The organism is Mesorhizobium quangtriensis (assembly GCF_040081925.1).
GTDB classification, from domain to species: Bacteria; Pseudomonadota; Alphaproteobacteria; order Rhizobiales; family Rhizobiaceae; genus Mesorhizobium_K; species Mesorhizobium_K quangtriensis.
The window spans coordinates 1-24242 of the sequence record NZ_JBEBMF010000004.1 but is presented as its reverse complement, the minus strand read 5'-3'; the positions used below and the strand labels follow the sequence as shown (position 1 = coordinate 24242).

At 63.0% G+C, this 24242-nt stretch carries 19 protein-coding genes; 16 read left to right on the top strand and 3 right to left on the bottom strand.

The genetic code is table 11. The annotated features are described in order from the left end of the window. Nucleotides 1–60: 60 nt before the first annotated feature. Entirely contained in the window at nucleotides 61–285 is a 225-nt protein-coding gene (locus ABMA32_RS19685) for a hypothetical protein (protein ID WP_349015509.1), read from the bottom strand. 414 nt (nucleotides 286–699) lie between these two features. Here ABMA32_RS19685 and ABMA32_RS19680 point away from each other — a divergent pair, with 414 nt between their 5' ends. The 11 genes from ABMA32_RS19680 (at nucleotide 700) to ABMA32_RS19630 (ending at nucleotide 15069) form a co-directional block, all read left to right on the top strand. Beyond that, on the top strand, nucleotides 700–1719 hold the full coding sequence (locus ABMA32_RS19680; protein ID WP_425475566.1) for a substrate-binding domain-containing protein: 1020 nt from the start codon (nucleotides 700–702) through the stop codon (nucleotides 1717–1719). Between the two features lie 75 nt (nucleotides 1720–1794). Further along, nucleotides 1795–3327 (top strand): sugar ABC transporter ATP-binding protein, encoded by a 1533-nt coding sequence (locus ABMA32_RS19675; protein ID WP_349015508.1) that lies wholly within the window; start codon nucleotides 1795–1797, stop codon nucleotides 3325–3327. A gap of 68 nt (nucleotides 3328–3395) precedes the next feature. Continuing rightward, nucleotides 3396–4346 (top strand): ABC transporter permease, encoded by a 951-nt coding sequence (locus tag ABMA32_RS19670; protein ID WP_425475572.1) that lies wholly within the window; start codon nucleotides 3396–3398, stop codon nucleotides 4344–4346. Nucleotides 4347–4362: 16 nt separating this feature from the next. Further along, nucleotides 4363–5343 (top strand): sugar-binding transcriptional regulator, encoded by a 981-nt coding sequence (locus tag ABMA32_RS19665; protein WP_349015506.1) that lies wholly within the window; start codon nucleotides 4363–4365, stop codon nucleotides 5341–5343. Then, the gene (locus ABMA32_RS19660; protein WP_349015505.1) at nucleotides 5333–6328 is read left to right on the top strand and encodes an aldo/keto reductase; all 996 of its coding nucleotides are present in this window, start codon (nucleotides 5333–5335) and stop codon (nucleotides 6326–6328) included. The genes ABMA32_RS19665 and ABMA32_RS19660 overlap by 11 nt, the downstream gene beginning before the upstream one ends. Nucleotides 6329–6395: 67 nt before the next feature. Next, entirely contained in the window at nucleotides 6396–8126 is a 1731-nt protein-coding gene (locus ABMA32_RS19655) for a glycerol-3-phosphate dehydrogenase/oxidase (RefSeq protein WP_349015504.1), read from the top strand. Next, nucleotides 8117–8959 carry a class I fructose-bisphosphate aldolase gene (locus ABMA32_RS19650; protein WP_349015503.1) on the top strand — a complete coding sequence of 281 codons (843 nt, stop codon included), beginning with the start codon at nucleotides 8117–8119 and terminating at the stop codon, nucleotides 8957–8959. The genes ABMA32_RS19655 and ABMA32_RS19650 overlap by 10 nt, the downstream gene beginning before the upstream one ends. Then, the gene (locus tag ABMA32_RS19645; RefSeq protein ID WP_349015502.1) at nucleotides 8952–10469 is read left to right on the top strand and encodes an FGGY-family carbohydrate kinase; all 1518 of its coding nucleotides are present in this window, start codon (nucleotides 8952–8954) and stop codon (nucleotides 10467–10469) included. The genes ABMA32_RS19650 and ABMA32_RS19645 overlap by 8 nt, the downstream gene beginning before the upstream one ends. Further along, nucleotides 10466–12103, top strand: a complete 1638-nt coding sequence (locus tag ABMA32_RS19640; RefSeq protein WP_349015501.1) for a GMC family oxidoreductase — start codon at nucleotides 10466–10468, stop codon at nucleotides 12101–12103. Before ABMA32_RS19645 ends, ABMA32_RS19640 begins: the two co-directional genes overlap by 4 nt. Before the next feature lie 64 nt (nucleotides 12104–12167). Continuing rightward, complete coding sequence (locus ABMA32_RS19635; RefSeq protein WP_349015500.1) at nucleotides 12168–13625, top strand: FAD/NAD(P)-binding protein; 1458 nt, start codon at nucleotides 12168–12170, stop codon at nucleotides 13623–13625. A 94-nt stretch (nucleotides 13626–13719) separates the two neighbouring features. Then, entirely contained in the window at nucleotides 13720–15069 is a 1350-nt protein-coding gene (locus ABMA32_RS19630; protein WP_349015499.1) for an aspartate aminotransferase family protein, read from the top strand. Nucleotides 15070–15088: 19 nt separating this feature from the next. Here ABMA32_RS19630 and torT read toward each other — a convergent pair whose 3' ends face one another. Next, complete coding sequence (gene torT / locus ABMA32_RS19625; protein WP_349015498.1) at nucleotides 15089–16147, bottom strand: TMAO reductase system periplasmic protein TorT; 1059 nt, start codon at nucleotides 16145–16147, stop codon at nucleotides 15089–15091. A gap of 72 nt (nucleotides 16148–16219) precedes the next feature. Here torT and torS point away from each other — a divergent pair, with 72 nt between their 5' ends. After that, nucleotides 16220–19150 (top strand): TMAO reductase system sensor histidine kinase/response regulator TorS, encoded by a 2931-nt coding sequence (torS, locus tag ABMA32_RS19620; protein WP_349015497.1) that lies wholly within the window; start codon nucleotides 16220–16222, stop codon nucleotides 19148–19150. Here torS and torR read toward each other — a convergent pair. Further along, nucleotides 19123–19839, bottom strand: a complete 717-nt coding sequence (gene torR, locus ABMA32_RS19615; RefSeq protein WP_349015496.1) for a two-component system response regulator TorR — start codon at nucleotides 19837–19839, stop codon at nucleotides 19123–19125. The two genes, torS and torR, sit on opposite strands and share 28 nt — an antisense overlap. Nucleotides 19840–19999: 160 nt before the next feature. Here torR and ABMA32_RS19610 point away from each other — a divergent pair, with 160 nt between their 5' ends. From ABMA32_RS19610 to ABMA32_RS19595, 4 genes are all read left to right on the top strand, one after another. Further along, entirely contained in the window at nucleotides 20000–20953 is a 954-nt protein-coding gene (locus tag ABMA32_RS19610; RefSeq protein WP_349015495.1) for an ABC transporter substrate-binding protein, read from the top strand. Nucleotides 20954–21040: 87 nt separating this feature from the next. Continuing rightward, nucleotides 21041–22066, top strand: coding sequence for a quaternary amine ABC transporter ATP-binding protein (locus ABMA32_RS19605; RefSeq protein WP_349015494.1), 1026 nt, complete (start codon nucleotides 21041–21043; stop codon nucleotides 22064–22066). Nucleotides 22067–22071: 5 nt separating this feature from the next. Beyond that, a complete protein-coding gene (locus tag ABMA32_RS19600) occupies nucleotides 22072–24021 on the top strand; it encodes an ABC transporter permease (RefSeq protein ID WP_349015957.1) in 1950 nt (649 codons plus the stop codon). Nucleotides 24022–24049: 28 nt separating this feature from the next. Next, nucleotides 24050–24242, top strand: a 193-nt coding sequence (locus ABMA32_RS19595; protein ID WP_349015493.1) for a hypothetical protein, incomplete at its 3' end; no start/stop codon positions are given.

The window sequence follows — 24242 nt, the reverse complement described above, 5'->3', positions numbered from 1 at the left end:
ATCAGCGACGGGGCACGGACAAGTGCGGCTATTGCGACGAGGCGTCGTCGCGCGAACCGGCTAGCGGCCGCAGTTACGCAGCCGGACCGCAGCGATCGCCTGTTCCTGTTCCTGGAGATGCTCGATCCTCGCGGTTTGACGCGCTGCTACTTTTGACGCGACCTGCCTGCCTCCGAGCACCCAAGTCGGGATGTCGGTGCGTTCGACATTTCCCCGGTTGATGGCCGTGCGCGAAATCTCCGCCGATGTCCGGCTCATGAGGTCGTTCAGTTCTATGCAACTCATCGACGCATAGCCCGCTGTATCCACGGGCCGCAGACTCTGCGAGCAGCCGGAAACCACGAGACAAAGAAGCAGCCATCGCGCTGCCGGGGCTGCGGACAAAAGTTTTTCCATGGGCGGGCGGGCACTGCGGGTCATGTCACGGCGGTCGGAAGTTGCGAGCCGGCTTAACCAGCGCTGAGTCCAATCTTCCGCACAGGATGGCGAATTTTCCCGACCCATGCAAATCGCCTGGATCAACCCAACATGAAATAAATTTCATGAAACGATTTTTATACCGAAGCGATTGACAGATCGCCGGGTGTGCGTTTTTATCCGCCGCGTTGCGATAAAATTCGCAATGTGAAATTTCTTGCATTCGCGCCGAAATGCTGTCAGCGTCGATCGCGAGGGCAGGAGTCCAAAGCGGAGGAGAACATGAAAAAGTTTGGATGGGCCGGGGCCATGGCCGCGGCGACGATGACTGCTGCGCTCGTTTCGACTAATGCCGCAGACGCGCAGAGCAAATTCCAGTGCAAGCCGGGCGAAACCTACGTGATGAACGTCATGGTGTCGGCGCATCCCTATTGGGTGCCCGTCTACCAGGGCTTCAAGCAGGCGGCCGAGGCGATGGGCTGCGAGACTGTCTTCTCGGGCACGCCCGACTACGACATCACAAAGCAGATCGCATCCTTCGAACAGGATCTGGTCAAGAACCCGGCCGGCGTCCTGCTGCATCCGATGCAGTCGGACCCCTTCATCGAGCCGATCAATCAGGCGATCGCCAATGGCGTGAGCGTAGTGACCTTCGCGGCCGACTCGCCGAAATCGAAGCGCACCGGCTACATCACTTCGGACAACCTCGCGGAAGCGAAGTTCGCTGCGGAGGAGATCGTCAAGCAGGTCGGCGACAGCGCGGAATATGCGGTGCTGGAAAACCCCGGCCAGAGCAACCACGACCTGCGCGTCACAGCGCTGATCGACTACATGGGGAAGAACTACCCCAACATGAAGCTCGTCGGACGTCAGGCGACCAACCAGGATGCGAACGCTGCCTACAAGGCTACCTCTTCGATCCTGCAGGCCAATCCGAACCTGAAGGCGATGTGGATCCCCGAAGCCGGCTCGGCCGAGGGCGCGGTCACTGCCGTTCTGGAAGCGAAGGCCGACGTGCTGATCATTCACGCCGACGTCACGCCCGCGACGCTCGAGCACATCAAGGCCGGCAACATCCACATGTCGCTCAACCCGAACCAGGGTGTGCAGGGCTACATGGGTTTCATCGCCACCTTCCTCGGCGCGCATCCGGACCTGTTCGACCCGTTCAACGACTACAAGGTCTCCGGCTACAACCCGATGCAGATTCCCTTTGTGGATAACGGCTTTGCCGTCATCACCAAGGAGAATGCCGACTCGTTCGACCTGAACAAGTACATGGAAGGACGCGACCCGAGCTAAGCCCGGGAAGCGCCAAGGCCCGCGCCGTACGAGGCGGCGCGGGCGCCAGTTTCAATTGAATGCAGGGCTAGCGGCATGTCCGGGCACGCTGAAAACGACCCGATACTGAAGATCGCCGGTCTCACCAAGTCGTTCGGTCCGGTGAAGGCACTTCGCGGCGTCGACTTCGAACTGCGGCGCGGGGAAATCCATGCGATCGCCGGCGAGAATGGTGCAGGCAAATCGACGTTGATGAACATCATCGACGGCATCCACCGGCCCGACAGCGGCTCGATCCTGCTGGACGGCAAGCCGGTCAGCATCACGTCGCCGGCGATGGCGCAACAATTGGGCATCGGCTTCGTGCATCAGGAAATCGCACTGTGCCCGGACGTGTCTGTCGCCGAGAACATCTTCATGTCCGTGACCAACACGACCCGTTCGCTGCTGATGGACTACGCTACGCTGGAGCGGAAGGCCGGTGAAATCCTCGGCCAGTTAGGCGACATCGATCCGTCGGTGCTGGTGCGGACGTTGTCGATCTCGCAGCAGCAATTGGTGGAGATCGCCAAGGCGCTCACGCTCGACTGCCGCGTGCTCATCCTGGACGAGCCGACGGCCGCGCTGACTGAGCGCGAGGCGCAGATCCTGTTCGGCATCATGCGCAAGCTGGCGAGCCAAGGCATCTCGATCATCTACATCTCGCATCGCATGGTGGAGATCTTCGAGAATTGCGACCGCGTGACGGTGCTGCGCGACGGACAATACATCACGACGAAGGTAGTGGCGCGGACAACGCCAGGCGAGGTCGTCAGCGCCATGGTGGGCCGCGTGATCGACGATCTCTACCCGGCCAAGCTTGGCGACGACGAGCGCTCGGACGAGATCATCCTCGACGTGCGCAACCTGACCGAACGCATGCGCTTCCGCGACATTTCCTTCCAGCTCCGCAAAGGCGAAATCCTGGGGCTTGCAGGACTGATCGGCGCGGGGCGCAGCGAGATCGTCAAAGGCATATGTCGATTGGAGGGCGACGTCACTGGCGAGGTGCGATTGCACGGCCAGCCACTCAGAATCACGAACTACGGCGACAGCATCGGCGAGGGCATCGTCTATCTGTCGGAAGACCGCAAGGGCGACGGGCTTTTCCTAGACATGTCGATCGCGTCGAACGTGGCCGCGCTTTCGGTCGAGCAGGTCGCGTCGCAGTTCGGGATTATCGACGAGCAACGGGAAACCGCGCAGGCGGAACTGCTCGGGAGCCGCCTGAACCTCAAATGCGCGCATGTCGGCCAGCCGGTGTCGGCGCTGTCGGGCGGAAACCAGCAGAAGGTGGCCATCGCCAAGATGCTGTCCGTCAACCCGAATGTCATCTTCCTCGACGAGCCGACGCGTGGCGTCGATGTCGGCGCCAAGGCTGAAATACACCGCATCCTGCGTGATCTCGCGCGGGGCGGCGTGGGCATCATCGTCATCTCGTCCGAACTGCCGGAACTGATCGGTGTCTGCGACCGCGTTCTGGTCGTGCGCGAAGGGCGCATTTCGGGAGAGGTGAGTGGCGGCGAAATGACGGAGGACAGGATCATGTACTTGGCTTCCATTGGCGAGGAACAGGCGCTGGCGTCATGAAGACGGAGGAAACCATGACTTCGATAGCGACGCCTTCCGCCAAGGAACGCCCAGTGACGACCGGCCTGATGGGCGGATTGAAGCAGTTGCTGCGCATGCGCGAGACGGGGCTGATCCTGATCATTCTTGCGTTGTTCATCGCGATGTCCTTCGCGTCGCCCTACTTCCTGACCTGGAACAACCTGCGCGCCATGGCGATGGCTTTCGCGGTGGAAGGCATCGTTGTCGTCGGCATGACGATATTGCTGATCTCCGGCGGCATCGACCTCTCCGTCGGTTCGGTGACGGCGCTGGCCATGGTGATCGCAGGGCTGCTGTTCCTGAACGGCGTCGATCCATGGATCGCATCGGGCATCGCGATTGCTGCCTGCACGGCCATCGGCGCGGGCATGGGGTTCTTCGTCACGCGGGTCGGGTTGCACCACTTCATCGTGTCGCTGGCCGTGATGGTGATCGCGCGCGGGCTCTGCTTGCTCGGGACCGGCGGGCGGCCACTTGGCCTCTACACGCTGCCACCGGAATTCAAGTTCATTGGGCAGGGGTCGATCGGGGTGATCCCGGTTGTCATCATCATCTTTGTGGTTGTGGTGGTCGCCTTCGACTTCCTGCTGCGGCGCACGACCGTATTCCGTAAGGTTTTCTATACGGGCAGCAACGAGAAGGCGGCGGCCTATTCCGGCATCCGCACTAAGAAGGTGGTTTTCCTGACCACGACGCTGTGCTCGGCGCTCTGCGGTGTTGCCGGCATCATCTACATGGCGCGCTTCGGGTCGGCGCAGCCGACATTCGGCATCGGCATGGAGCTGAACGTCATCGCGGCGGCGGTGATCGGAGGAGCCAGTCTTTCCGGCGGCTCGGGCACGATTTTCGGCGCGATCCTGGGGACCATTCTGCTTTCGGTCGTATCAAGTTCGCTCGCCCTGCTTGACGTGTCGGTCTACTGGCAGGACATCATCCGCGGGTCGATCCTGCTGACCGCGGTGACGATCGACCACTACCTCAACAAGCGCCGCGGCTGACCGGAACCTGACTGAGATGGCTGAACGGAAAGAAGACTTCGAATCGATCAGGCAGATCTACACGGTGTGCGTGCTGCATTTCATCGACGGCATGAAGCAGGCGGATATCGCCATCGCGCTCAACCTGTCGACCTCGAAAGTCAACCGGCTGATCACGCAAGGGCGCAAGAGCGGCATGGTGAAGATCGCCATCGAAAGCCCGTTCCAGCGGCTGGTCGATCTGGAAAAGCGGCTCAAGGAAAAGGCCGGCCTCGCCAGTGCGGTCGTGGCACCAACGGTCTCTGGCAGCCCGGAGACGACGCTGAAACAGGTTGGCCGCGCTGCCGGCAACCAGTTGCTCGAAACACTGCGTGACGGCGATGTCATCGCCATCACCGGCGGCAAGGCGGTGAGCGCGGTGGTGGAAGCGCTTGAGCCGGAGCGCGCATTCGACGTGACCGTCGTGCCGCTGACGGGCGGCGTGCAGGGCAAGTTCTACACGGACGTCAACCATCTCGCCTCGCGGCTGGCCGAGCGGCTGGGCGGCAAGAACATGCTGGTGCATGCGCCGCTGTTTGCCGAGAGCCGGGAGCAGCGCGATATGCTGATGGAGATGGGCTCGGTGAAGGAGGTGTTCGATCTTGCGCGCAAGGCGTCAGTGGCGCTGACCGGCATCGGGTCGATCCTGACGCCGGGTTCGAGCTATTACGATCTGCACCCCATGCCCAACCCTGACCGCCAATTCCTCCTCAAGAGCGGGGTGCGCGGCGAGTTCCTGGCGCATCTGATCCGCGAGGACGGCACAGTCGGCGACTATCCGCTGAATTCAAGGCTGGTAGCGCTGGAGCCCGACGAGCTTTCGCAGTGTCGGCACACGATTGGAGTGGCGGCCGGCGCGGAGAAGATTTTGCCGATACGCGCGGTGCTGAACGGCCGCTTCCTCGACTCGCTTGTCGTCGACGAGGAAACCGCAGGCGCCGTGCTGGACGCCATGGAGAATCTACAAGATGTCGCATGAAATGCTCGTCCGCGAGATAGGCTCGTCCGACGTGCATGCGTCAGCCATCGGGCTCGGCACCTGGGCCATCGGCGGCTGGATGTGGGGCGGGACGGATGAAGCGAAATCGATCGCGGCAATCCAGGCGTCGATCGACGAGGGGGTCAGCCTGATCGACACGGCACCGGCCTATGGGCAGGGTGTGGCAGAAGAGATCGTTGGCAAGGCGATAAAGGGACGACGCGACAAGGTCGTACTGGCGACGAAATGCGGACTGGTCCGGCATACGACCAGGGGCAGGCATTTCTTCGACTATGACGGCCGGCCGGTGCATCGTTATCTCGGTGCGGACTCGATCGTCCATGAGATCGAGCAGAGCCTGAAGCGGCTCGGGACGGACACCATCGACCATTACATCACGCATTGGCAGGACCCGACGACGCCGATCGCGGAGACGATGGAGGCGCTGTCGAAGCTGAAGGCGCAGGGCAAGATCCGGTCGATCGGTGCGAGCAATCTGTCGGTGCAGGACCTGGAGACTTACGTGTCCGTCGGCGGGCTCGATGCCATCCAGGAAGAGTATTCCATGGTGAAGCGCGACATCGAGAAGACGCTGCTGCCGGTCGCGCGGCGAAACGGGGTGTCGACGTTGAGCTACTCGTCGCTTGCGCTCGGATTGCTCTCGGGCAAGATCGGAGTCGACCGTGTCTTTTCTGGCGACGACCAGCGCAAGGACAATCCGCGTTTCTCGAAGGCCAATCGGGAAAAGGTGGTGCGACTGATGGATGACATCGCGCCGTTGGCCGATGCACATGGCGCGACGCCTGCGCAGTTGGTGATCGCGTGGACCATACAGCAACCGGGCATCACGTTTGCGCTTTGCGGTGCGCGCAATCCGGAGCAGGCCAGGGAAAATGCCGGGGCGGGGCGTATCCGTCTGTCGAAGGCCGAAACAGAGACGATAAGCGAGGCAGCCACGCGCCATCTGACCGACCTGGACGCCTGATCGACTAACCCGAAACGAGACCAGCCACCGTCCGAAAAACGGTGCATGACGAGTATTGCCAACGGCCATGTCCGCACAAAGAGACGAAAACCTCGAACTGATACGCCGCGACGGCGCGTTCGACGTCGTTGTCGTCGGCGGAGGCATCAACGGCATCGGCGTCTTTCGCGAACTGGCGCTCCAGAACTTGCGGGTGCTGCTAGTCGAGCGCAACGATTTCTGTTCCGGCTGCAGCGCAGCGCCGTCGCGGATGATCCATGGCGGGCTACGCTACCTGGAGAACGGCGAATTCGGCCTCGTGCGGGAATCGCTCAGGGAACGCGATGCGCTGCTGACCAACGCACCGCACATGGTGCGTCCGCTGCCGACGACGATCCCGATCTGGTCGGTTTTCTCCGGGCTGCTTAACGGCGCGGCAGGCTTTTTGGGTTTGTCCAGCAAACCGTCGAGCCGTGGCGCGCTGCCGATAAAGATCGGACTGTCGCTCTACGACTGGACGACGCGTAAAAAGAGGCTGCTGCCCAAGCACAGCTTTCGCGGGGCGAGGGAAACCCTGCGCAGGTGGCCGCAGCTTTCGCCGCGCCTGCTCTTCTCAGCGACCTACTACGATGCGTGGATCAGCTACCCCGAGCGGCTTGGGGTCGAAATGGTGATCGACACCAAGCGCCTTGCGCCGGAAAGCGTCGCGCTGAACTACGCGCAGGTCGAGCGGGCAGGGGACGGCTTTGTTGTCGTTGACGGACAGTCCGGGGACAAGATCGAGGTGAGCACGAAGGTCATCGTCAACGCCACCGGAGCGTGGCTGGATGAGTCCCTCGACAGTCTGGCCGCTGGAGAAAAGAGAAACGAGCCTTTCGTGTCGGGCACCAAGGGATCGCACCTCATTCTTGACTGCCCGCCGCTTCTTGAAGCGCTGGGCGGGCACATGATCTTCTTCGAGAATGCCGACGGGCGCGTCTGCATCGTGTTCCCCTATCTCGGCAAGGTTCTGGCGGGGTCGACGGACATCCGTGTTAAGGCCGCTGCAAGGGTGCGGTGCGAGCCGGAGGAGCAGGACTATATCCTCGATGCGCTGCGCAGGGTTTTTCCGGGCATCGGAATCGCGGCGGACCAGGTCGTCTTCAGCTACAGCGGGATCCGTCCGCTGCCGACGAGCGATCAGGAATTTACCGGTCGCATAACGCGCAGCCATTTCATCCATCGCGTCGATGGGGTCGTGCCGCAGTTCTGCATGGTCGGGGGCAAGTGGACGACGTTTCGCGCCTTAGCCGAACAGACCGCAGATGCGGTTCTTGCGGAGCTTGGCTGCGACCGCGTCAGGGACACACTCGCTCTGCCGATTGGCGGAGGGGATGGGTTTTCCGATGTCGTCGACGAATTCGAGGCTGAGCTGGTGGAGCGCTACGGCATTGATCCCCGGCGCGCTGCCTATCTCGCCGATGCCTACGGGACACGCGCTGAGGATGTCCTGCGCTTCTGCCAGCAGCGCGATGATGATCGGCCACTTGATGACACGAGCCGGACGACAGAAGCAGAAATCGCGTTCCTTGCCGCAAACGAGTTTGCCGTCAGCCTCGAGGACGTGCTGCTTCGCCGGACGCCGCTGTCGATCCGAGGCGACGTGTCTGCGGATATCGTGGTGCGCACCGCCGAGGCCATGGCCGGCGAACTCGGCTGGAGCGACGAGCGGAAGGAGCGCGAGATCGCATCTTTCCTCCGCAATCTCGAAAACTATCATGGCGTCCCGAAGGACATGCTGGATCGACGATCCAGAGAGAGGAGTTTGACATGCGCGTGAGCACCAAGGCCCGGATGAACCGCCTTTTCACCAATGGCGCATGCCTCGATGTCGCGCTGGACCATGGCGTCTGCAACGAGCCGAGCTTCCTCGTCGGGCTGGAAGACATGCCGCGCGTCGTGGATACGCTGATCGACGCCAGGCCCGACGCGATACAGATGGCTTATGGACAGGCCGACCTGCTGCAAAGCCGGCCGGAGAAGGACAAGCCCGCGCTGGTCATGCGCCTCGACATGGGCAATCCGTACAACGCCCAGCGCCACCGCGTGATGTGGGCGCTGTTGCAGAACTACGAGGAGCCGATTGTCGGCGCGCTGGAGATGGACGCGGCCTGTGTCGTGGTAAACCTTTTCATGCTGCCCGACGAACCGGAGCTGTTCCGCCAGTGCGTCGAGAACATCAGCAAGGTGCGCGCGGCCTGCCACAGATACGGCATGCCGCTGATGATCGAGCCGCTGGTCATGCTGCCCAACGATATACGCGGCGGCTATCAGGTCGACGGCGACGCCGAAAAGATTGTGACCTTGGTTCGTCTCGCTTCCGAGATGGGCGCGGACATCATCAAGGCCGATCCGACCGAGAACGCGGAAGATTTCCATCGTGTTGTCGAGACGGCGCGGGTCCCGGTTCTCGTGCGCGGAGGGGGCAGGGAAGACCTGAAGATCGTGCTGAAGAAGTCAGCGGCGCTGATGAAGCAGGGCGCCAAGGGCATGGTCTATGGCCGCAACATCTACCAGCACGACAACCCCAAGGCGGTTGTGAATGCGCTGATGGCGATCATTCACCAAGGCGCTGATGGCGACGAAGCGTGGGACATCTATAGCCGTGGCTGAGAACGGGCCCTATCTGCTCGGGTTGGACGCGGGCAACACCGTCATCAAGGCGGTGCTGTTCGACCGGCTGGGAAACCAGCTCGCCGCGCATGGCGTCGATGGCGCGACCCACAAGCCGTCGCCCGGCATGGTGGAGCGATCGCTTCCCGAGCTGTGGGAAAACGCCAAGGCGGCGATTGGCGGCTGTATCCGAAAGGCCGGCATTGATCCGCGCGACATCGCCGCCATCGGTACGGCTGGCCACGGCAACGGGCTCTATCTATTCGACAGGGATGGGGAACCGCTTATCGGTATCCAGTCGCTGGATATCAGGGCTGCCGCGCTTGCCGCGGAACTGGACGAGGGGGCGGGCGGAAAGATGCATGCAATCTCGCTGCAACGTCCGTGGCCTTCGCAGACGCCGGTACTGCTGGCATGGCTGAAGCGGCATCGGCCGGACTTTTACGCGCGCGCAGGCACGCTGCTGTTCGCCAAGGACGTGGTGACGCGATACCTGACCGGCGCGCGGGCGAGCGAGATTTCCGACATGTCGGGAGCCGGGCTGCTGCGCCTGCCAGAGACGACCTATGACACCGAATTGCGGGCGCTCTACGGGCTGGAGGATGCGCAGGCGCTGCTGCCCGAACTGTTGCGGCCAACCAGCGTCGCGGGCAAGGTGACGCCCGAAGCGGCGCAGGCGACAGGGCTGGCTGAGGGGACGCCGGTGATGGCGGGATATTTCGATGTCGTCGCTTCGGCGCTCGGTTCGGGCGCTGTCGGTCCCGGGGCCGCTTCGATCGTCGCAGGAAGCTGGTCGATCAATCAGGTCTTCTCGGAAACGCCCGTGCGCGACGAGCGCGTGTTCATGGTCGCTGCCTACGGACCGGACCTCTTCGTCAACATGGAGAACAGCGCGACCTCGGCCGCAAACCTCGAATGGTATGTGCGCACGCTGATCGAACGCGGTGCGCATCACGACGATCCCTTCGGCGTGGTCAACCGGCTGGTCGGCGAGGTCGTGCCCGCACATGACGATCCCCTGTTTCATCCCTTCCTTTATGGCGGGCGGCTCGGCGCGCACCAGCGCGGTGGCTTCTTCGGTCTCGCGGGATGGCATGGCGAGGGACACATGCTGCGGGCGATCTTCGAAGGGGTGATGTTCGAGCATCGTCGCCATGTCGAGGTACTTGGTGAGGCGGGCGTCAGCTTCGCAAACGCCGCGCTGTCGGGCGGCGGCTCGCGCTCCGTCCATTGGCCGCAGATGTTCGCCGATGGGCTTGGCGTTCCGGTAACCGTCGCGGAGGCGAGCGAAACCGGGGCGCTCGGCGCCGCGATCGCCGCATCGGTCGGCGTTGGTATCTATCCCGATGAGGTCGTGGCGGTGCGCGCCATGACGCGGCCCGCGCGCCATTTCGCGCCCAATCTCGCCATGCGCGCGCATTACGACCGGCGTTATGCTATCTGGACTTGCCTGACGCAGGCCGTCGACCCCCTGTGGCGGGAACTGGGAGAGAGAAAGACGGACGCATGACGCTTGAAGGGCGCTACGACTATATCGTCGTCGGGGCTGGGACGGCGGGTTGCGTTCTTGCCAACCGGCTGACGGCCGATGGCAGAACCCGCGTCCTGCTGCTCGAGGCCGGAGGCTCCGACAATTACCACTGGGTGCATATCCCGGTCGGCTATCTCTATTGCATCGGCAATCCACGCACCGACTGGATGATGAAGACGGCCGCCGAGCCGGGCCTCAACGGACGCTCGCTAGCCTATCCACGCGGCAAGGTTCTGGGTGGCTGCAGCTCGGTCAACGGCATGATCTACATGCGCGGGCAGGCCGCCGACTACGACCGCTGGCGGCAGATGGGCAATGTCGGCTGGGGCTGGGACGACGTCCTCCCCTATTTCCTGAAGTCCGAAGATTTTCACGGCGGTAAGAGCGGCCTGCACGGCAGGGGCGGCGAGTGGCGGGTCGAGAAGCAGCGGCTGACCTGGGACATCCTGCGCGCCGTGCAGGAAGGCGCCAAGGAGTTCGGCATCATGCCGCGCGCCGACTTCAACGACGGCGACAACGAGGGCACCGGCCTGTTCGAGGTCAACCAGCGGCGTGGCGTCCGCTGGAACACGACGAAAGGTTTTTTGCGCCCCGCGTTGAAGCGGCAGAATCTGCGCCTCGTCACCCACGCGCTGGTCGATTGCCTCGTGCTGGAGGGTAAGCGGGTCGCTGGCGTGCGCTATTGGCAAAGCGGGAGCTTGCACGAGGCGCGCGCGGACGGCGAAGTGCTGCTCGCGGCAGGTGCGATCAATTCGCCGAAAATCCTCGAACAGTCGGGAATAGGGCGGCCTGACATCCTGCAAGGGCTGGGTATCGAGGTTGCGCATGAAAGCCGGGGTGTCGGCGAAAACCTGCAGGACCATCTGCAGATACGCACGGTCTTCAAGGTGACTGGCGCGCTGACGCTGAACCAGATGTTCAACAGTCCGATCGGCAAGGCACGGATCGCGATGCAGTATGCGCTGATGCGTTCGGGGCCGATGTCGATGGCGCCATCGCAGTTCGGCATGTTCACCAAATCCGATCCGTCGATGGAGACGCCGGACCTCGAATATCACGTGCAACCGCTGTCGACGGACAAGCTTGGCGATCCCCTGCATCCGTTCCCGGCGATCACGGTCTCGGTCTGCAACCTGCGGCCGGACAGCGTCGGCAGCGTTCATGCGACGGGGCGTGACCCGAATGTGCAGCCCAACATCAGGCTGAACTACCTGTCGGCGCAGAGGGACAAGGATGTCGCTGTGACTGCCGTGCGGCAGGCGCGCCAGATCATGACGGCGAAGGCGTTGCAGCGTTATCACCCGCAGGAAATCCTGCCGGGCGTGGAGCATGAATCGGACGAGGCGCTGCTGAAGCGGATTGGCGACATCGCAACGACGATCTTCCACCCAGTCGGGACATGCCGGATGGGACCGGACGCGCAATCCGTCGTGACCCCGGATCTCAGCGTGCGCGGGCTGGACGGCCTGAGAGTTGTCGACGCCTCGATCATGCCGAAGATCGTTTCGGGCAATACGGCCTCGCCGGTCGTCATGATCGCCGAAAAGGCGGCAGACATGATCGAGGTAGGCAGGCGGCAAGCGACAGCTCTGCCGCAAGCGATTGCGGGCTGACCCTACCCGCCGTTTGCCAACTCAGCCAACCGCAATTTCCAGCGTCATCGTTGATGCCTGTGGCATGAAAAACTACGCTTGCCCGGATTCGGTCGGGCCGGTCGACGAAAAGGGTCGCAATTCCGGCAGACGATTCCAGGGAATGAAGGCATCAGGGATTTGCATTGACGTCCATGCATTGGAGTATCGCCTGAAAACCTTTGTGATCATCGGCGGCGGAGCGAGCGGCGTTCTGATCGCGGCGCAGCTGCTTTCCCATCCCTCCACAGAAAAAGTCACCGTCGTCGAGCGCGGTGAGTTGCTTGGCGCTGGAGTTGCGTATGGCACGGAGAATCCGGGCCATCTGCTCAATGTTCCCGCCGCCGGCATGAGCGCATTTCCCGACAAGCCGCAGCATTTTCTTGATTGGCTGGCAGGAGAAAAGAGGTGGATGCCGGTGGGCGGCTGGACGCCGGGCACCTTCGTGCCGCGTCGGCTCTATCGCGATTACGTTGCAGGCCTGCTGGCGCCCCATAGGGAGGACCGGACGCAAGGTCGGCTTGCCGTGATCCGGGACGAGGCGGTGGATGTGGTCGAGACGCCGGAGGGCGTGGAGGTCACGACGAAATCAGCCGGCCGATTTGAGGCCGACGCCGCCATCCTAGCTACCGGCAACGAAGGCCCGGTGCTGCGGCCGGCGAAGTGGCGGCACGATTTCTGGTCGACACGATCAACGTTCAAAATTCCCCGCGAGGCTTCAGTCGTGATCGTTGGCACCGGACTGTCGATGATCGACAGCGTCGTTTCGCTGCTGGACGCGGGACACTCCGGCAACATAACCGCGATTTCGCGGCGCGGTCTGCTCCCGCAACCGCACGGCCCCTGCAAGGCCGTCCGGTTCGAGGCTGCCGAAATCCCGTTCGGGAGCAGCCTGTCACGCCTCCTCCACTGGCTGCGTGGCCGGATCGCTGCGAACCAAGGCGACTGGCGCGGCGTGGTCGATGGACTGCGCCCATTCACCCAGCGCCTTTGGCAATCGTTCCCGCCAGTGGAGAAACGGCGCTTTTTGCGCCATGCAAGACCCTGGTGGGACGTGCACAGGCATCGCATGGCGCCGCAGGTTCGGGGGCGGATCGATGCGGCCGCGGCTTCGGGGCAACTGACGGTGACAAGCGGTCGCCTTGCCGGCGTCGATGAAGCCGACAACGGCGTTCGGGTCAGCTTTGTGCCGCGCGGCAGCTCGGTCGTCGAGACGATGCCGGTGCAGCACATGATCGAGTGCCGCGGCCACAATGCCGACCTGAGCACGACACGCAGTCCGCTTCTCCAGAACCTGCTGTCGCGGGGTATTATCAGGCAGGATGCCCTTCGGCTGGGCGTCGATGTCGCGCCGGGTTGTGCCGTGATCGATGCACAGGGCAATACATCGGACCGCATTTTCGCCGTCGGGCCGGTCACGACCGGGGCGTTCTGGGAGATCGTGGCGGTGCCTGACATCCGTCAGCAGGCCAGGACTCTGGCCGCGGCCTTGGCTCACCCTTGAGCCTTGGAGTGGCGCTCGATACCCGCAGTATGAGACGATAAACGGTCGTCTTCCTTCCGCGGCAAGTGTGTCGCGGATTCGTCAGGGGTGTATCATGTCCAGCCGTCCAAGCCTACCGCCCGCGATCAGCAGTTTCGGCGTTGACGACCTTCCGAGGATCAGTCACGGCCGCGGCAGCTATGTCTATGACGCACAGGGCAAGCGCTATCTGGACGGTTCCGGCGGTCCGGCGGTTTATGCGATCGGACATGCCAACGAGGAAGTAAACGCCGCGATCCAAGCCCAGCTTGCCCGCATCGCCCATGCCTATCGCTATACATTCACCAGCGATGCGTCGGAGGAACTTCAGGAAATCGTGTTCGATCGCACGGGAAACCATTTCGACAAGGTGATCTTCGTCTCAAGTGGTTCGGAGGCCGTCGAATCCTGCCTGAAGATTGCGCTGCAATACTGGTCGGCGGTCGGAAAACCGATGAAGCGCCGTTTCATTTCCCGAAGGCGATCCTGGCACGGTAATACGCTGGGCGCGCTCTCGGTTTCCGATTTCAAATCGCGCCGCGCCTCGTTCGAGGGCAGCCTGCTCGATGCGTCGTTCGTTTCGGCCGCCAACGAATATCGCCCGCCTGCCGGCGTTCCGCTGGATGGATTGGCGCAACATCTGGCGCGGGAACTGGAAGAGGAAATCCTGCGCGTCGGTGCTGACAAGGTCGCCGCGTTCATTTTCGAGCCGGTGGTCGGCGCCGCCGGTGGCGTCGTGCCGCCTCCACCGGGCTATGCGAGGGCGGTCGAAGAGGTGTGCCGCAGGTATGACGTGCTGGTGATCGCAGACGAGGTCATGTCCGGCTCAGGCCGGGTGGGTACGTGGCGCGCGCTTGAGCCAGAGGGGGTTGTCCCCGACATCATGTCGGTCGCGAAGGGCCTGGCCGCCGGCTACGTGCCGCTCGGGGCAGCATTGTATTCTGCTCGTGTCAGTGACGCCCTGCGGTACGCGCACGGCGGTGCGCAGACCGGCCATACCTTCACCGGCCATACGACCGCCTGCGCGGCCGGCGCCGCCGTGCAGAAGCTGATCGCACGCGAGGGGCTGGTCGACCGCGTCAGGACACGGGGTCCCAAGCTGAAGGACGAGTTGCGCCGGGCGCTGGCGCACATACCGGAAGTCGGCGACGTGCGAGGTCGTGGCTTCTTCATCGGCATCGAGCTGGTGCGCGATCCCCAGACGAAGGAACCGTTTGCGGCGGACCGCCATCTACACGCCAAGATCGGCGCGGCTGCCTTCAAAAACGGGCTGATCGTCTATCCCTGCACGGGCAATGTCGACGGCGTAAACGGCGATACTGTTATCGTCGCGCCCCCATACAATGCCAGTGAGGACGAACTGGCGGAGATCGTCGACGTTCTGTCCAAGGCGATAGGCGAAGCCGTCAGGTCCGTAAAAGGCTGACGACGATATCGAGCCTGGCCTACTCCACGACAAAGGTCGGCTTGAACCATGCCGGGGCAAGACTGTCTTCGATAGACAGATTGGGGAGGCTTATCTGGTCGACCACGCGGATTACCGGTCCCGCGTGACTGATAGACAACGAGCCTTCGAGCGCCCTGACGGCCTGGTCGACGGCGATCTTTCCCTGCAGGACGGGTGAATCGGTGGGCGCGGCGAGGACCTTGCCGCGCCTGATCGCGCGATACGTGCCATGCGTAAAATAATCGGCGAGAATCCGAATCTCGCGGCTTAACCCCTTCGCACGCAGCAGACTGACTGCTGCGTCTGCCGTGACGGCGCTGCCGATGATGTAATCGATGTCGGGATGTTCCTCGAGAACCTCCTCGAGCAGGAGGAGTTGGGCTTCGAAGCCGGTGTCGCCGAACTTCGTGGCAACGATGACGGCTGCGCTGTCGGCAAGTTGCGGCAGCAACCCATCCTCCACGAACGTCACCCATCCCGCCCCGCGCGGGCCTGGAAACCATGCGACCTTGACTGGGGGCCGACCCTTCGGATGGCGTTGGGCAAAATAAGCGCCTATCGCGCTGCCCATCGTGGTCCACGATACCGCGGATTTTGCGGTGATGCCGTCGCTGTTGATGTCGTTGACCGCCGCAATGACGGGGATGCGTTGTGCGATCTGGCGGATCGTCGGGGTCAGTCCATCATAGGAGACTGTGCCCACGATCAGCGTGTCGGCGTTTGCCGAGCACTCGGAAATCTGCGCGATCTGGCGTTCCAGGTTCGGGTAGCCACCGGCTTCCACAACCGACAGCTTGACGCCCAGTCGGCGGGCATGTTCCACCATCCCATAGTTGACCGACAGCCAGTACGGGTCCTTGATGTGAGGATAGGACGCGCAGATCCGCCAGGGCTTTTTCGCCGTCGCCAGCGGCATATAGCTGACCTCGGCCGGTTCGCTCGAATAGTCGAAGGGAGGCGTCCATGCATCGACCCGCCACGGCGCGTCCGCCGATTGCGCCAGCGTGGGCCATAACACGGACAGCACCAGAAAAAACCATCGCTGGACTGCCGCCACTGACTTTATCTTCCCTCGGGAACCACACCATGTATCATCAAGCCTAGCGACTTCCGGGACAACGGCAAGGGTATGCAGGGCTTCTCACGGCTAGGTATCGGAGCAAGGCTTCTCCTCGCCTTCATCGGCGTCATGGCCGTCTCGCTGTCGTCGGGCTTCGTCGGCTGGTTCATGCTGCGGGAGGTTTCGCAGGCGCAGACGAGACTGAGCGACGAAGCATTGCCGGCGGTCGCGGCGACACGGCGCGCTGCGGACGCGAGCGCGCGACTCGTGGCAGCGACACCTGCTCTCATTCGTTCTCAGAACGAAAGCCAGCGCGCGGCGTATGAACAGGAACTCTCGGCCCTGACGCTGGAAATCCAGCGGTCGGCCTCCGCCGTGGGATCTTCGTTGCTGGACAAGGCCACCGCCGAGAAACTCAGCCACGCGCTCGACCTGCTGGTGTCCAACCTCGCGACGCAAAGCCGCCTGATCGGCGAGCGCCTGGTGATCGAGGAGCAGTTCGCGCGTCGCTCGCGGGCGGCGATCGAAGCGGGTACGGCTATCGTCGATCTCTCGGAGACGCTGGTCTCCAACGCGTCGGCCGGCGCTTCGGCCGTCATCGCAAATCTCTATGGGTTGGTAGAGGACGCAACCCGCAACAACGAGACCTACGATGCGCTCGATCGGCTGATCGAGCAGGACATCTACCAGCTCGATCGCATGTGGGAGTTGCGCCTTCGCAGTTCGCAGATCGCCTTGCTCGTCAACAGGCTCACGCGCGCCATCGAAAATTCGGAAGTCACCGAGATGGAGATCGCCGCCGCCGAGCATCTTCGGGTCGTCAGGCGACGCGTCGCCAGCATCGACGATCCGGTCAGGCGCGCTGAGGCGTCGCGCCAGCTCGAGGTCCTGGGCGGCGCCATTGCCGCATCGCCACGGGGGCAGAGTCTTTTCGACGAGAAGCAGCGCCTCATCTCCATCGCCGACGAGCTGAACCTCGTGGCGAAAAACAACACCGATCTTTCGGGCGAGGTGGGGTCGATCGCCGAAGCGATGTTCGTCAGTTCCGAGGCCTTCGCGCGCGACGCCGCGTTGCAGGCCAACCGGTCCATCGGCAGGCTGAACGCCTTGCTGCTCGGCTCGCTTGTGGCGTTCGTCCTGTGCGGCGCGCTGATCTGGCTTTATGTGGAACGCGGCATCGTCATCCGGCTGCGGCGGCTGACGTCGGCCATGGAACGGCTTACCGCAGGCGACCTGGACGTCAAGGTGACGGAGCAGGGTGCTCCCGAACTTCAGGCCCTGAGCAATGCCGTACGCGCCTTCCACGATGAATCGGCGCAGCGCCGCGCATTGGAGATCGAGCGCGAAGGCACCAACGAGGCGCTTCGCCGCCACAGGGAAGATTTGCAGGTGCTGGTCGACGAACGCACGAGGCAGTTGCGCGATGCGAACGAAAGGCTCCGGCTGGAGGTCGTGCAGCATGCCAAGGCGCGTGAACTCGCCGAGAGCGCCAGCCGCGCCAAGTCGAGCTTCCTCGCCACCATGAGCCACGAGATCAGGACGCCTATGACGGGCATGCTCGGCATGCTGCGCATCCTCGAAGACAGCGCAATTCCTGCCAAGCAGAAGCGAGAGCTTGCAGTCGCTGCCGGAGCGGGCAAGGCACTGCTCGGCATTCTCGACAGCATTCTCGACTACTCCAAGGTGGAGTCTGGAACAACGACCGTCGACGTCTCGGACTTCAGCCTCCGGGATGTCCTTTCCGGCGTTGCCGACTTGATGCGTCCTTCCGCATCGGAGAAGGGCCTGTGGATGGAATTTTCCTGCGAGCGCAGGATCTGGCCCGGTCACACGGGCGATGCCGGCAAGCTCAACCAGATCGTCTTCAATCTTGTCAGCAACGCAATCAAATTCACACAGCGCGGCAGGGTCGCCATTTTTGCCCGGTTGTCCAGCGCCGCTGGCGACACGCAGTGGATTGCCGTCTCGGTGACCGACACCGGTATCGGCATCTCCGCCAAGGACCAGGAACGCGTCTTCGAGGAATTCACGCAGGCGGAGCCGTCCATCACGCGCCGCTTCGGCGGCACCGGGCTTGGGCTGGCAATTTCCCGTCGTCTCGCCGAGGCGATGGGTGGATCGCTGACCGTGCAGTCGGAACCCGGGCGCGGCAGCACCTTCACGCTGACCGTGCCGCTAAAGAAGGCCGGTGGTGAGCGGGCCGATACCGGGGTTTCGGCCAGGCGGAACACGACGTTGCCCGCGCTGAACGTCCTAGTCGTGGAAGACGACGACGCCACCAGACTTGTTGCAACGTCCTTCCTTGAGAAGCTCGGCCACCGCGTGATCCTGGCCAAGGATGGATACGAAGCCATGGCGGCGATCGAAGAAGACCTGCCGGACCTCGTCCTGATGGACATCAGCCTGCCGGGCATGGATGGCGGCGAGACGATGCGTCGGATCCGGATGCTCGAAGGCGCAGCGGAGCTTCCCGTGCTCGCAATGTCGGCGCATGTGTTCAAGGCCGAGATCGACCGTTATCTTGCGGAGGGAATGAACGGCTACATTGCCAAGCCACTCACTCCCGAGGCGTTGGAGGCGGCGATAGCGCGGGCCATGACGGACGAGCCGGCCACGGTGGCTGCTCAGCTTGACCTGCAATCCTTCGATGCCGACCTGCACCAGTTGGGCGCCGCCGCGGTGGGACGTATCCTGGATGCGGCGGAAAATGCCATCCCCGGACGCTTCCGGCAGATTCGCCGCCGGTTGCTGCAGGGTTCTTTCGAAGGAATCGTGGACTTGGCGCACGCCACCCAGAGCTCAGCCGGTTCGGCCGGCCTGCAATCTCTCCATGCCGCCGCGCAAAAGCTGGAAGAGGCAGCGCGCTGCAATGTCCGGGAAGCTGTCGAACGGCACCTGGCCCAGTGCGAAGCGGCGTACGATCTGGGCATGCGCGAAGCCCGCCGACGCATTGCGCTTCGAGCCGAGGCGGATCAGGATAGCTTGGTCGCGAACAGATAGCCCTCGCCATGCGAGGTGCGGATGATCTTCGGCTGACGCGAGTCGTCGTTGAGCTTCTGCCGCAACCGGCGCACCACGACATCCACGGTACGGTCGGCAAAATCCCAGTCGCGCCCTGCGATCTCGTGCAAAAGCCGATCCCGGGAAAGGACCTGGCCGGGGTTGGCGGACAGCAGTGCGAGCGCCTTGAACTCAGCGCGCGTCAGATCGACAAAGTTGCCTGCCTTGTCCTGCAGCGTCCGGTTGCCGAGGTCGAGCGACCATCCGAGGAACCTGCGGGTGGTCTTCGTTTCCGCCTCGCTGCGGCTGCGGCGCACGCGCCTAAGCAGGTTTTTCACGCGCGCCAGCAGCTCGCGCTGGTTGAACGGCTTGGTGATATAATCGTCCGCGCCCATCTCCAGACCTACGATGCGGTCGATCGTGTCAGTGCGGCCGGTGACGAGGATAATACCGATCTCGGAACGTTCGCGTTGCTCGCGGGTGAGGATGAGCCCGTCCTCGCCGGGCAGGTTGATGTCGAGCATCAGGAGATCGGCGGGATCGGACCTCAGGACTTCATGCATGGCGTTGCCGTCTTCCGCCTCGCTCACCCGATAGCCTTCGGCCGTGAAATAGGCCGCGAGCTTGGCGCGTGTGACCGGATCGTCCTCGACGATCAGGATATGGGCTGGCGAAATACGCATGAGCATTGTTAACAATTTTTCACAAGTCAGTCCATCGCTTTCACCATAATGCGTCCAGCGCTTCACAGGTGGCCGTTATCTTTCGTTGCACTCACAGTTCACACCTCGGGCAAAAAGCGCAGTGAGTGGCGAGATAGCGTTGCCCGGCAATGGGAGCTTTTCCGAAATGCAGATCGTCACCAAATACATGCGCGCCGGCATGCTGGGCGCAGCGTTCGTCGCCGCCGCGCTCGGCGGGGCGAAGGCGGAAGATTCCGCCGATCCGATCAAGATCGTCATGAACAACTGGTCGAGCCAGGTCGTGCTCGCCAATGTCGTCGGCCAGCTGCTCGAAAAGCAGGGGCGGGCCGTCGAATACGTCCCTTCGGACACGCAGTTGCAGTACACCGCGCTCGCCAATGGCGACATGGACTTCCAGATCGAGGTCTGGGAAGGATCGCAGGCAGAAGCCTTCGACAAGGCTGTCGCTGCCGGTGCCCTCGATCTCGGCGCGCACGACGCAGTCACCCGCGAGGACTGGTGGTATCCGAGCTACCTGAACGAGGTTTGCCCCGGCCTCCCCGACTGGAAGGCGCTTGACGCCTGCGCCGAGAAGTTCGCCACGGCTGAAACCGGCACGAAAGGCCGCTTCGTCGGGCCGCCCGCCGACTGGGGAAAGCACTATTCGGAGCGCATCGAGGCTTTGAAGATGAACTTCCAGGAAGTGCCGGTCGGACAGGCCGCCACGCTCTGGGCCGAATTGCAGGCCGCATATGACCGCAAGGAGCCGGTCGTGCTGTTCAACTGGACGCCCAATTTCATCGAGGCGAAGTTCGAGGGACAGTTCGTCGAATTCCCGGAATTCGAGCCGGCCTGCTGGAGCGATCCCAAGTGGGGCCAGAACCCCGACGCAATCTATGACTGCGGCGCTCCGGCCAAGGGATATCTCAAGAAGGCAGGATCCAAGCAGCTTGCTGAAAAATGGCCAGACGCCACCGAATTTCTCAAGCGGGTAAACCTGACCAATCCGCAATTCGCGGCCGCGGCAGCGCTGGTCGATGTCGAGGGTCTTACCCCGGAAGAAGCCGCGACCAAATGGATCGCGGACAACGAGACCACCTGGAAGGCTTGGGTACAGTAAGCCGAAGAGGTCGCGCACCTCTTTGAATCTCTGTGGAGGCAGGCGAAACTGCCTCCACAGCTTGCTGTCATAGTCCCAGGAGATGAGATGAAGCAGACGGCCAAGATTTCTTGCCGCAACATCTGGAAGATATTCGGTCAAGACCCGCGCGGCTTTCTTGCCCGACACGGTGGCGCGCCACGGCCGGAAGATTTCAAGGCGGAAGGGATGATCGGCGCGGTCCGCGACGTCTCCTTCGACGTTTATCCCGGCGAGATACTGATCATCATGGGGCTGTCCGGTTCGGGCAAATCGACCCTCATCCGCGCGATAACCAGACTGAACGATCCCACAGCCGGAGAGGTAAGGTTCGAAGGTTCCGACTTGCTGCAGGCATCGGACCAGGAACTGGTCGAACTGCGCCGGCACAAGATGGGGATGGTTTTCCAGCATTTTGGCTTGCTGCCTCATCGAACGGTGCTCGCCAACGTGGCGTTCCCGCTCGAGGTGCGAGGCAGCTCGCGCGAGGAGCGCGAGCAGCGCGCGCTGGAAATGCTGAAGCTCGTCGGATTGGAGGGGCGCGAGTCCTATTTTCCGCGCGAACTCTCGGGCGGCCAGCAGCAACGTGTCGGCATTGCCCGCTCGCTCGCGGTGGGGCCGGACGTCTGGTTCCTCGACGAGCCGTTCTCGGCCTTGGATCCACTGATCCGCCGTGAGATGCAGGACGAGTTCATCCGCCTGCAGAAGATGCTCAGGAAGACCATTGTCTTCATCACGCATGATTTCGAGGAGGCCGTCCGCCTGGCCGACCGCATCGGCATCATGAAGGAAGGCCGGTTGGTGCAACTGGCCACGCCCGAAGAGATGATCTCGCAGCCAGCCGACGACTATGTTCGTCAGTTCACGCGCAATGCGCCACGTGATCGCGTGCTGTCCGTCGGTTCTATCGCGTCATCCGATCTGGTCGCCGTTGCGGCGGAAGGCGTGCGGGCGTCCGCCAAGATCGGTGAGGCCGCGGCACGGGTTCTTGCTTCGGACATGCCTTTGCCTGTCATCGATGACGAGGGACGTGCCGTCGGTTCGGTCAGCCGCGAACACATGATCGCCGCAATGTTTCCGGACGCGCGACCGTGAGCGAGATGACGATTCGCGTGGCGGATGGCCGCGTTCCCGTCAGGACAGTCGCGCCTCCGCTGGTTGTGTTTGCCGTTTTCATTGCCGCCACGGTCCTGCTGGCATGGTTTTTTCCGCCGCTTGATACGTGGCCGGCGGAATGGGTCATTCCGGTTCGCGGCTGGGTCACCGAAGCTTTCGCCTGGCTCGGCGTGGTTGCCAAGCCGGTCACGCGAGCGCTCGCATGGCTGATCGCCCAACCGCTTGCCTTGGTCGAGACGATCCTGTTTCGGGGCGTTCCATCGTGGGGGCTGAAGCCTGTGCCATGGGTGGCGGTGGTCGCCGGGGCGGCCATCCTTGGCCACTGGATTGCCGGGCCCCGGCTGGCGCTGCTCTGCGGCTTGTGCACCGCCTACCTTGCCGTCTTCGGCTTGTGGCAGGACTCGATGCAGACACTTTCCATCGTCCTCGTTACCGTGCCGCTGGCCGCTGCGACCGGCCTGGCGCTTGGCGTTTGGGCAACCCGCAGCGAACGCGTCGAGAAGGTGCTCAACGCTACCTTTGATTTGATGCAGGCCACGCCGCACATGGCCTATCTGGCACCAATCGTCGTTCTCTTCGGGTTCGGACAGGTCCCGGCTATGATCGCCACGTTGATCTTTGCGCTTCCGCCCATGGCGAGATGCACCATCCTTGGCATACGCGGCGTCCCTTCCGACATCATGGAAGCGGGGCGCATGTCGGGTTGCACCCCGCGCCAGCTGTTGTGGAAGGTGGAATTGCCCTCGGCGCAAAAGACGCTGCTGCTTGGCCTGAACCAGGTCGTCATGCAGACGCTCGCCATGGTGGTGATCGCCTCGCTCGTCGGGGCTTCGGGCCTCGGTCAGAAGCTGCTGTTCTCGCTTCAGCAATTGCAGATCGGCAAGGCCGTCGAGCAAGGCATCGCCATCACCCTGATCGCGATCGTGCTCGACCGCATGACGCAGGCTGCCATGTATCGCGTACCCCGGCGCTGGCCGATCGATACACCTTGGTATGCGCGGCACATTCATCTGGTGGCCTTTGTGGCGATCACGGTCGCTGCGGTCGCCGCGGCACAGGTCCTGCCGCAGATTGCCGTCCTCCCGCGCGACATGACGCTGTCGTTCGGCCAGCAGATCAACGAAGCCGTGCGATGGATATCGAAGAATCTGTTTGCCTATGTGAAGCCGGTCCGGGACACGATAACGATTTGGGTGCTGCTGCCCATTCGTGACTTCTACCTTTGGCTGCCCTGGACCACGTTCATCGGTTTCCTTGCGCTTATCGGCTGGTATCTCGGCGGCCTGCGTCTGGCGCTCGTGCCGGTGTGCCTTCTCGGCTTCATGATGATCGCCGGTTTCTGGACGCCCCTCATGCTGACGATCTATCTCGTCACGGGCTGTACCATCCTGGCCATCCTGATCGGCGTGCCGATCGGCATCTGGGCGTCACGCCATCCGCGCGGCGCCAAGGTCACGATGACGGTGTGCGATACGCTGCAGACCTTTCCGAGCTTCATCTACCTCATACCGGTGATTATGCTCTTCCAGACCAGCGATCTCTCCAATGTGATCGCCATGCTGGCGTATGCGACGGTGCCGGCAATACGCTATACGTATCTCGGCATGACCCTGGTACCGCAGGCGACGATCGAGGCCGCGACGGCATCCGGAGCCAACGCCAGGCAGCGGCTCTGGAAGGTGGAATTGCCCATCGCATTCCCCGAAATCCTGCTCGGCATCAACCAGACCATCATGATGGCGCTCGCCATGGTGGCGATCACGGCGCTGATCGGATCTCGCGACCTCGGCCAGGAAATCTACAAGGCGCTGCCGAGCGCCGATACCGGACGCGGGTTGCTCGCGGGCATGGGTATCGCTTTTATCGGCATCACCGCCGATCGGCTGATCGGTGCGTGGGCGCGGCACCGCAAGAAGCAACTCGGACTTGCATGAGGCTGGCAGGGACTGGAAGGAATTGAAGATGCCGTTGGCTGTTTACCCCACTGTTGTCTCCGGTCCTCCGCGGGCGAGCGCGATTGTGCGGCCGGGGCGGTTTTCGCTGCCGGCGGGTGTGGAGCGCTACGTCGTGCCGGGGGGCGGGGCGCTGCTGGTCGAGGTCGGCGCGGGCGACCGGGTGACGGTGCTGAACGCGGAAGGCGGACAGGCCTGCGAAC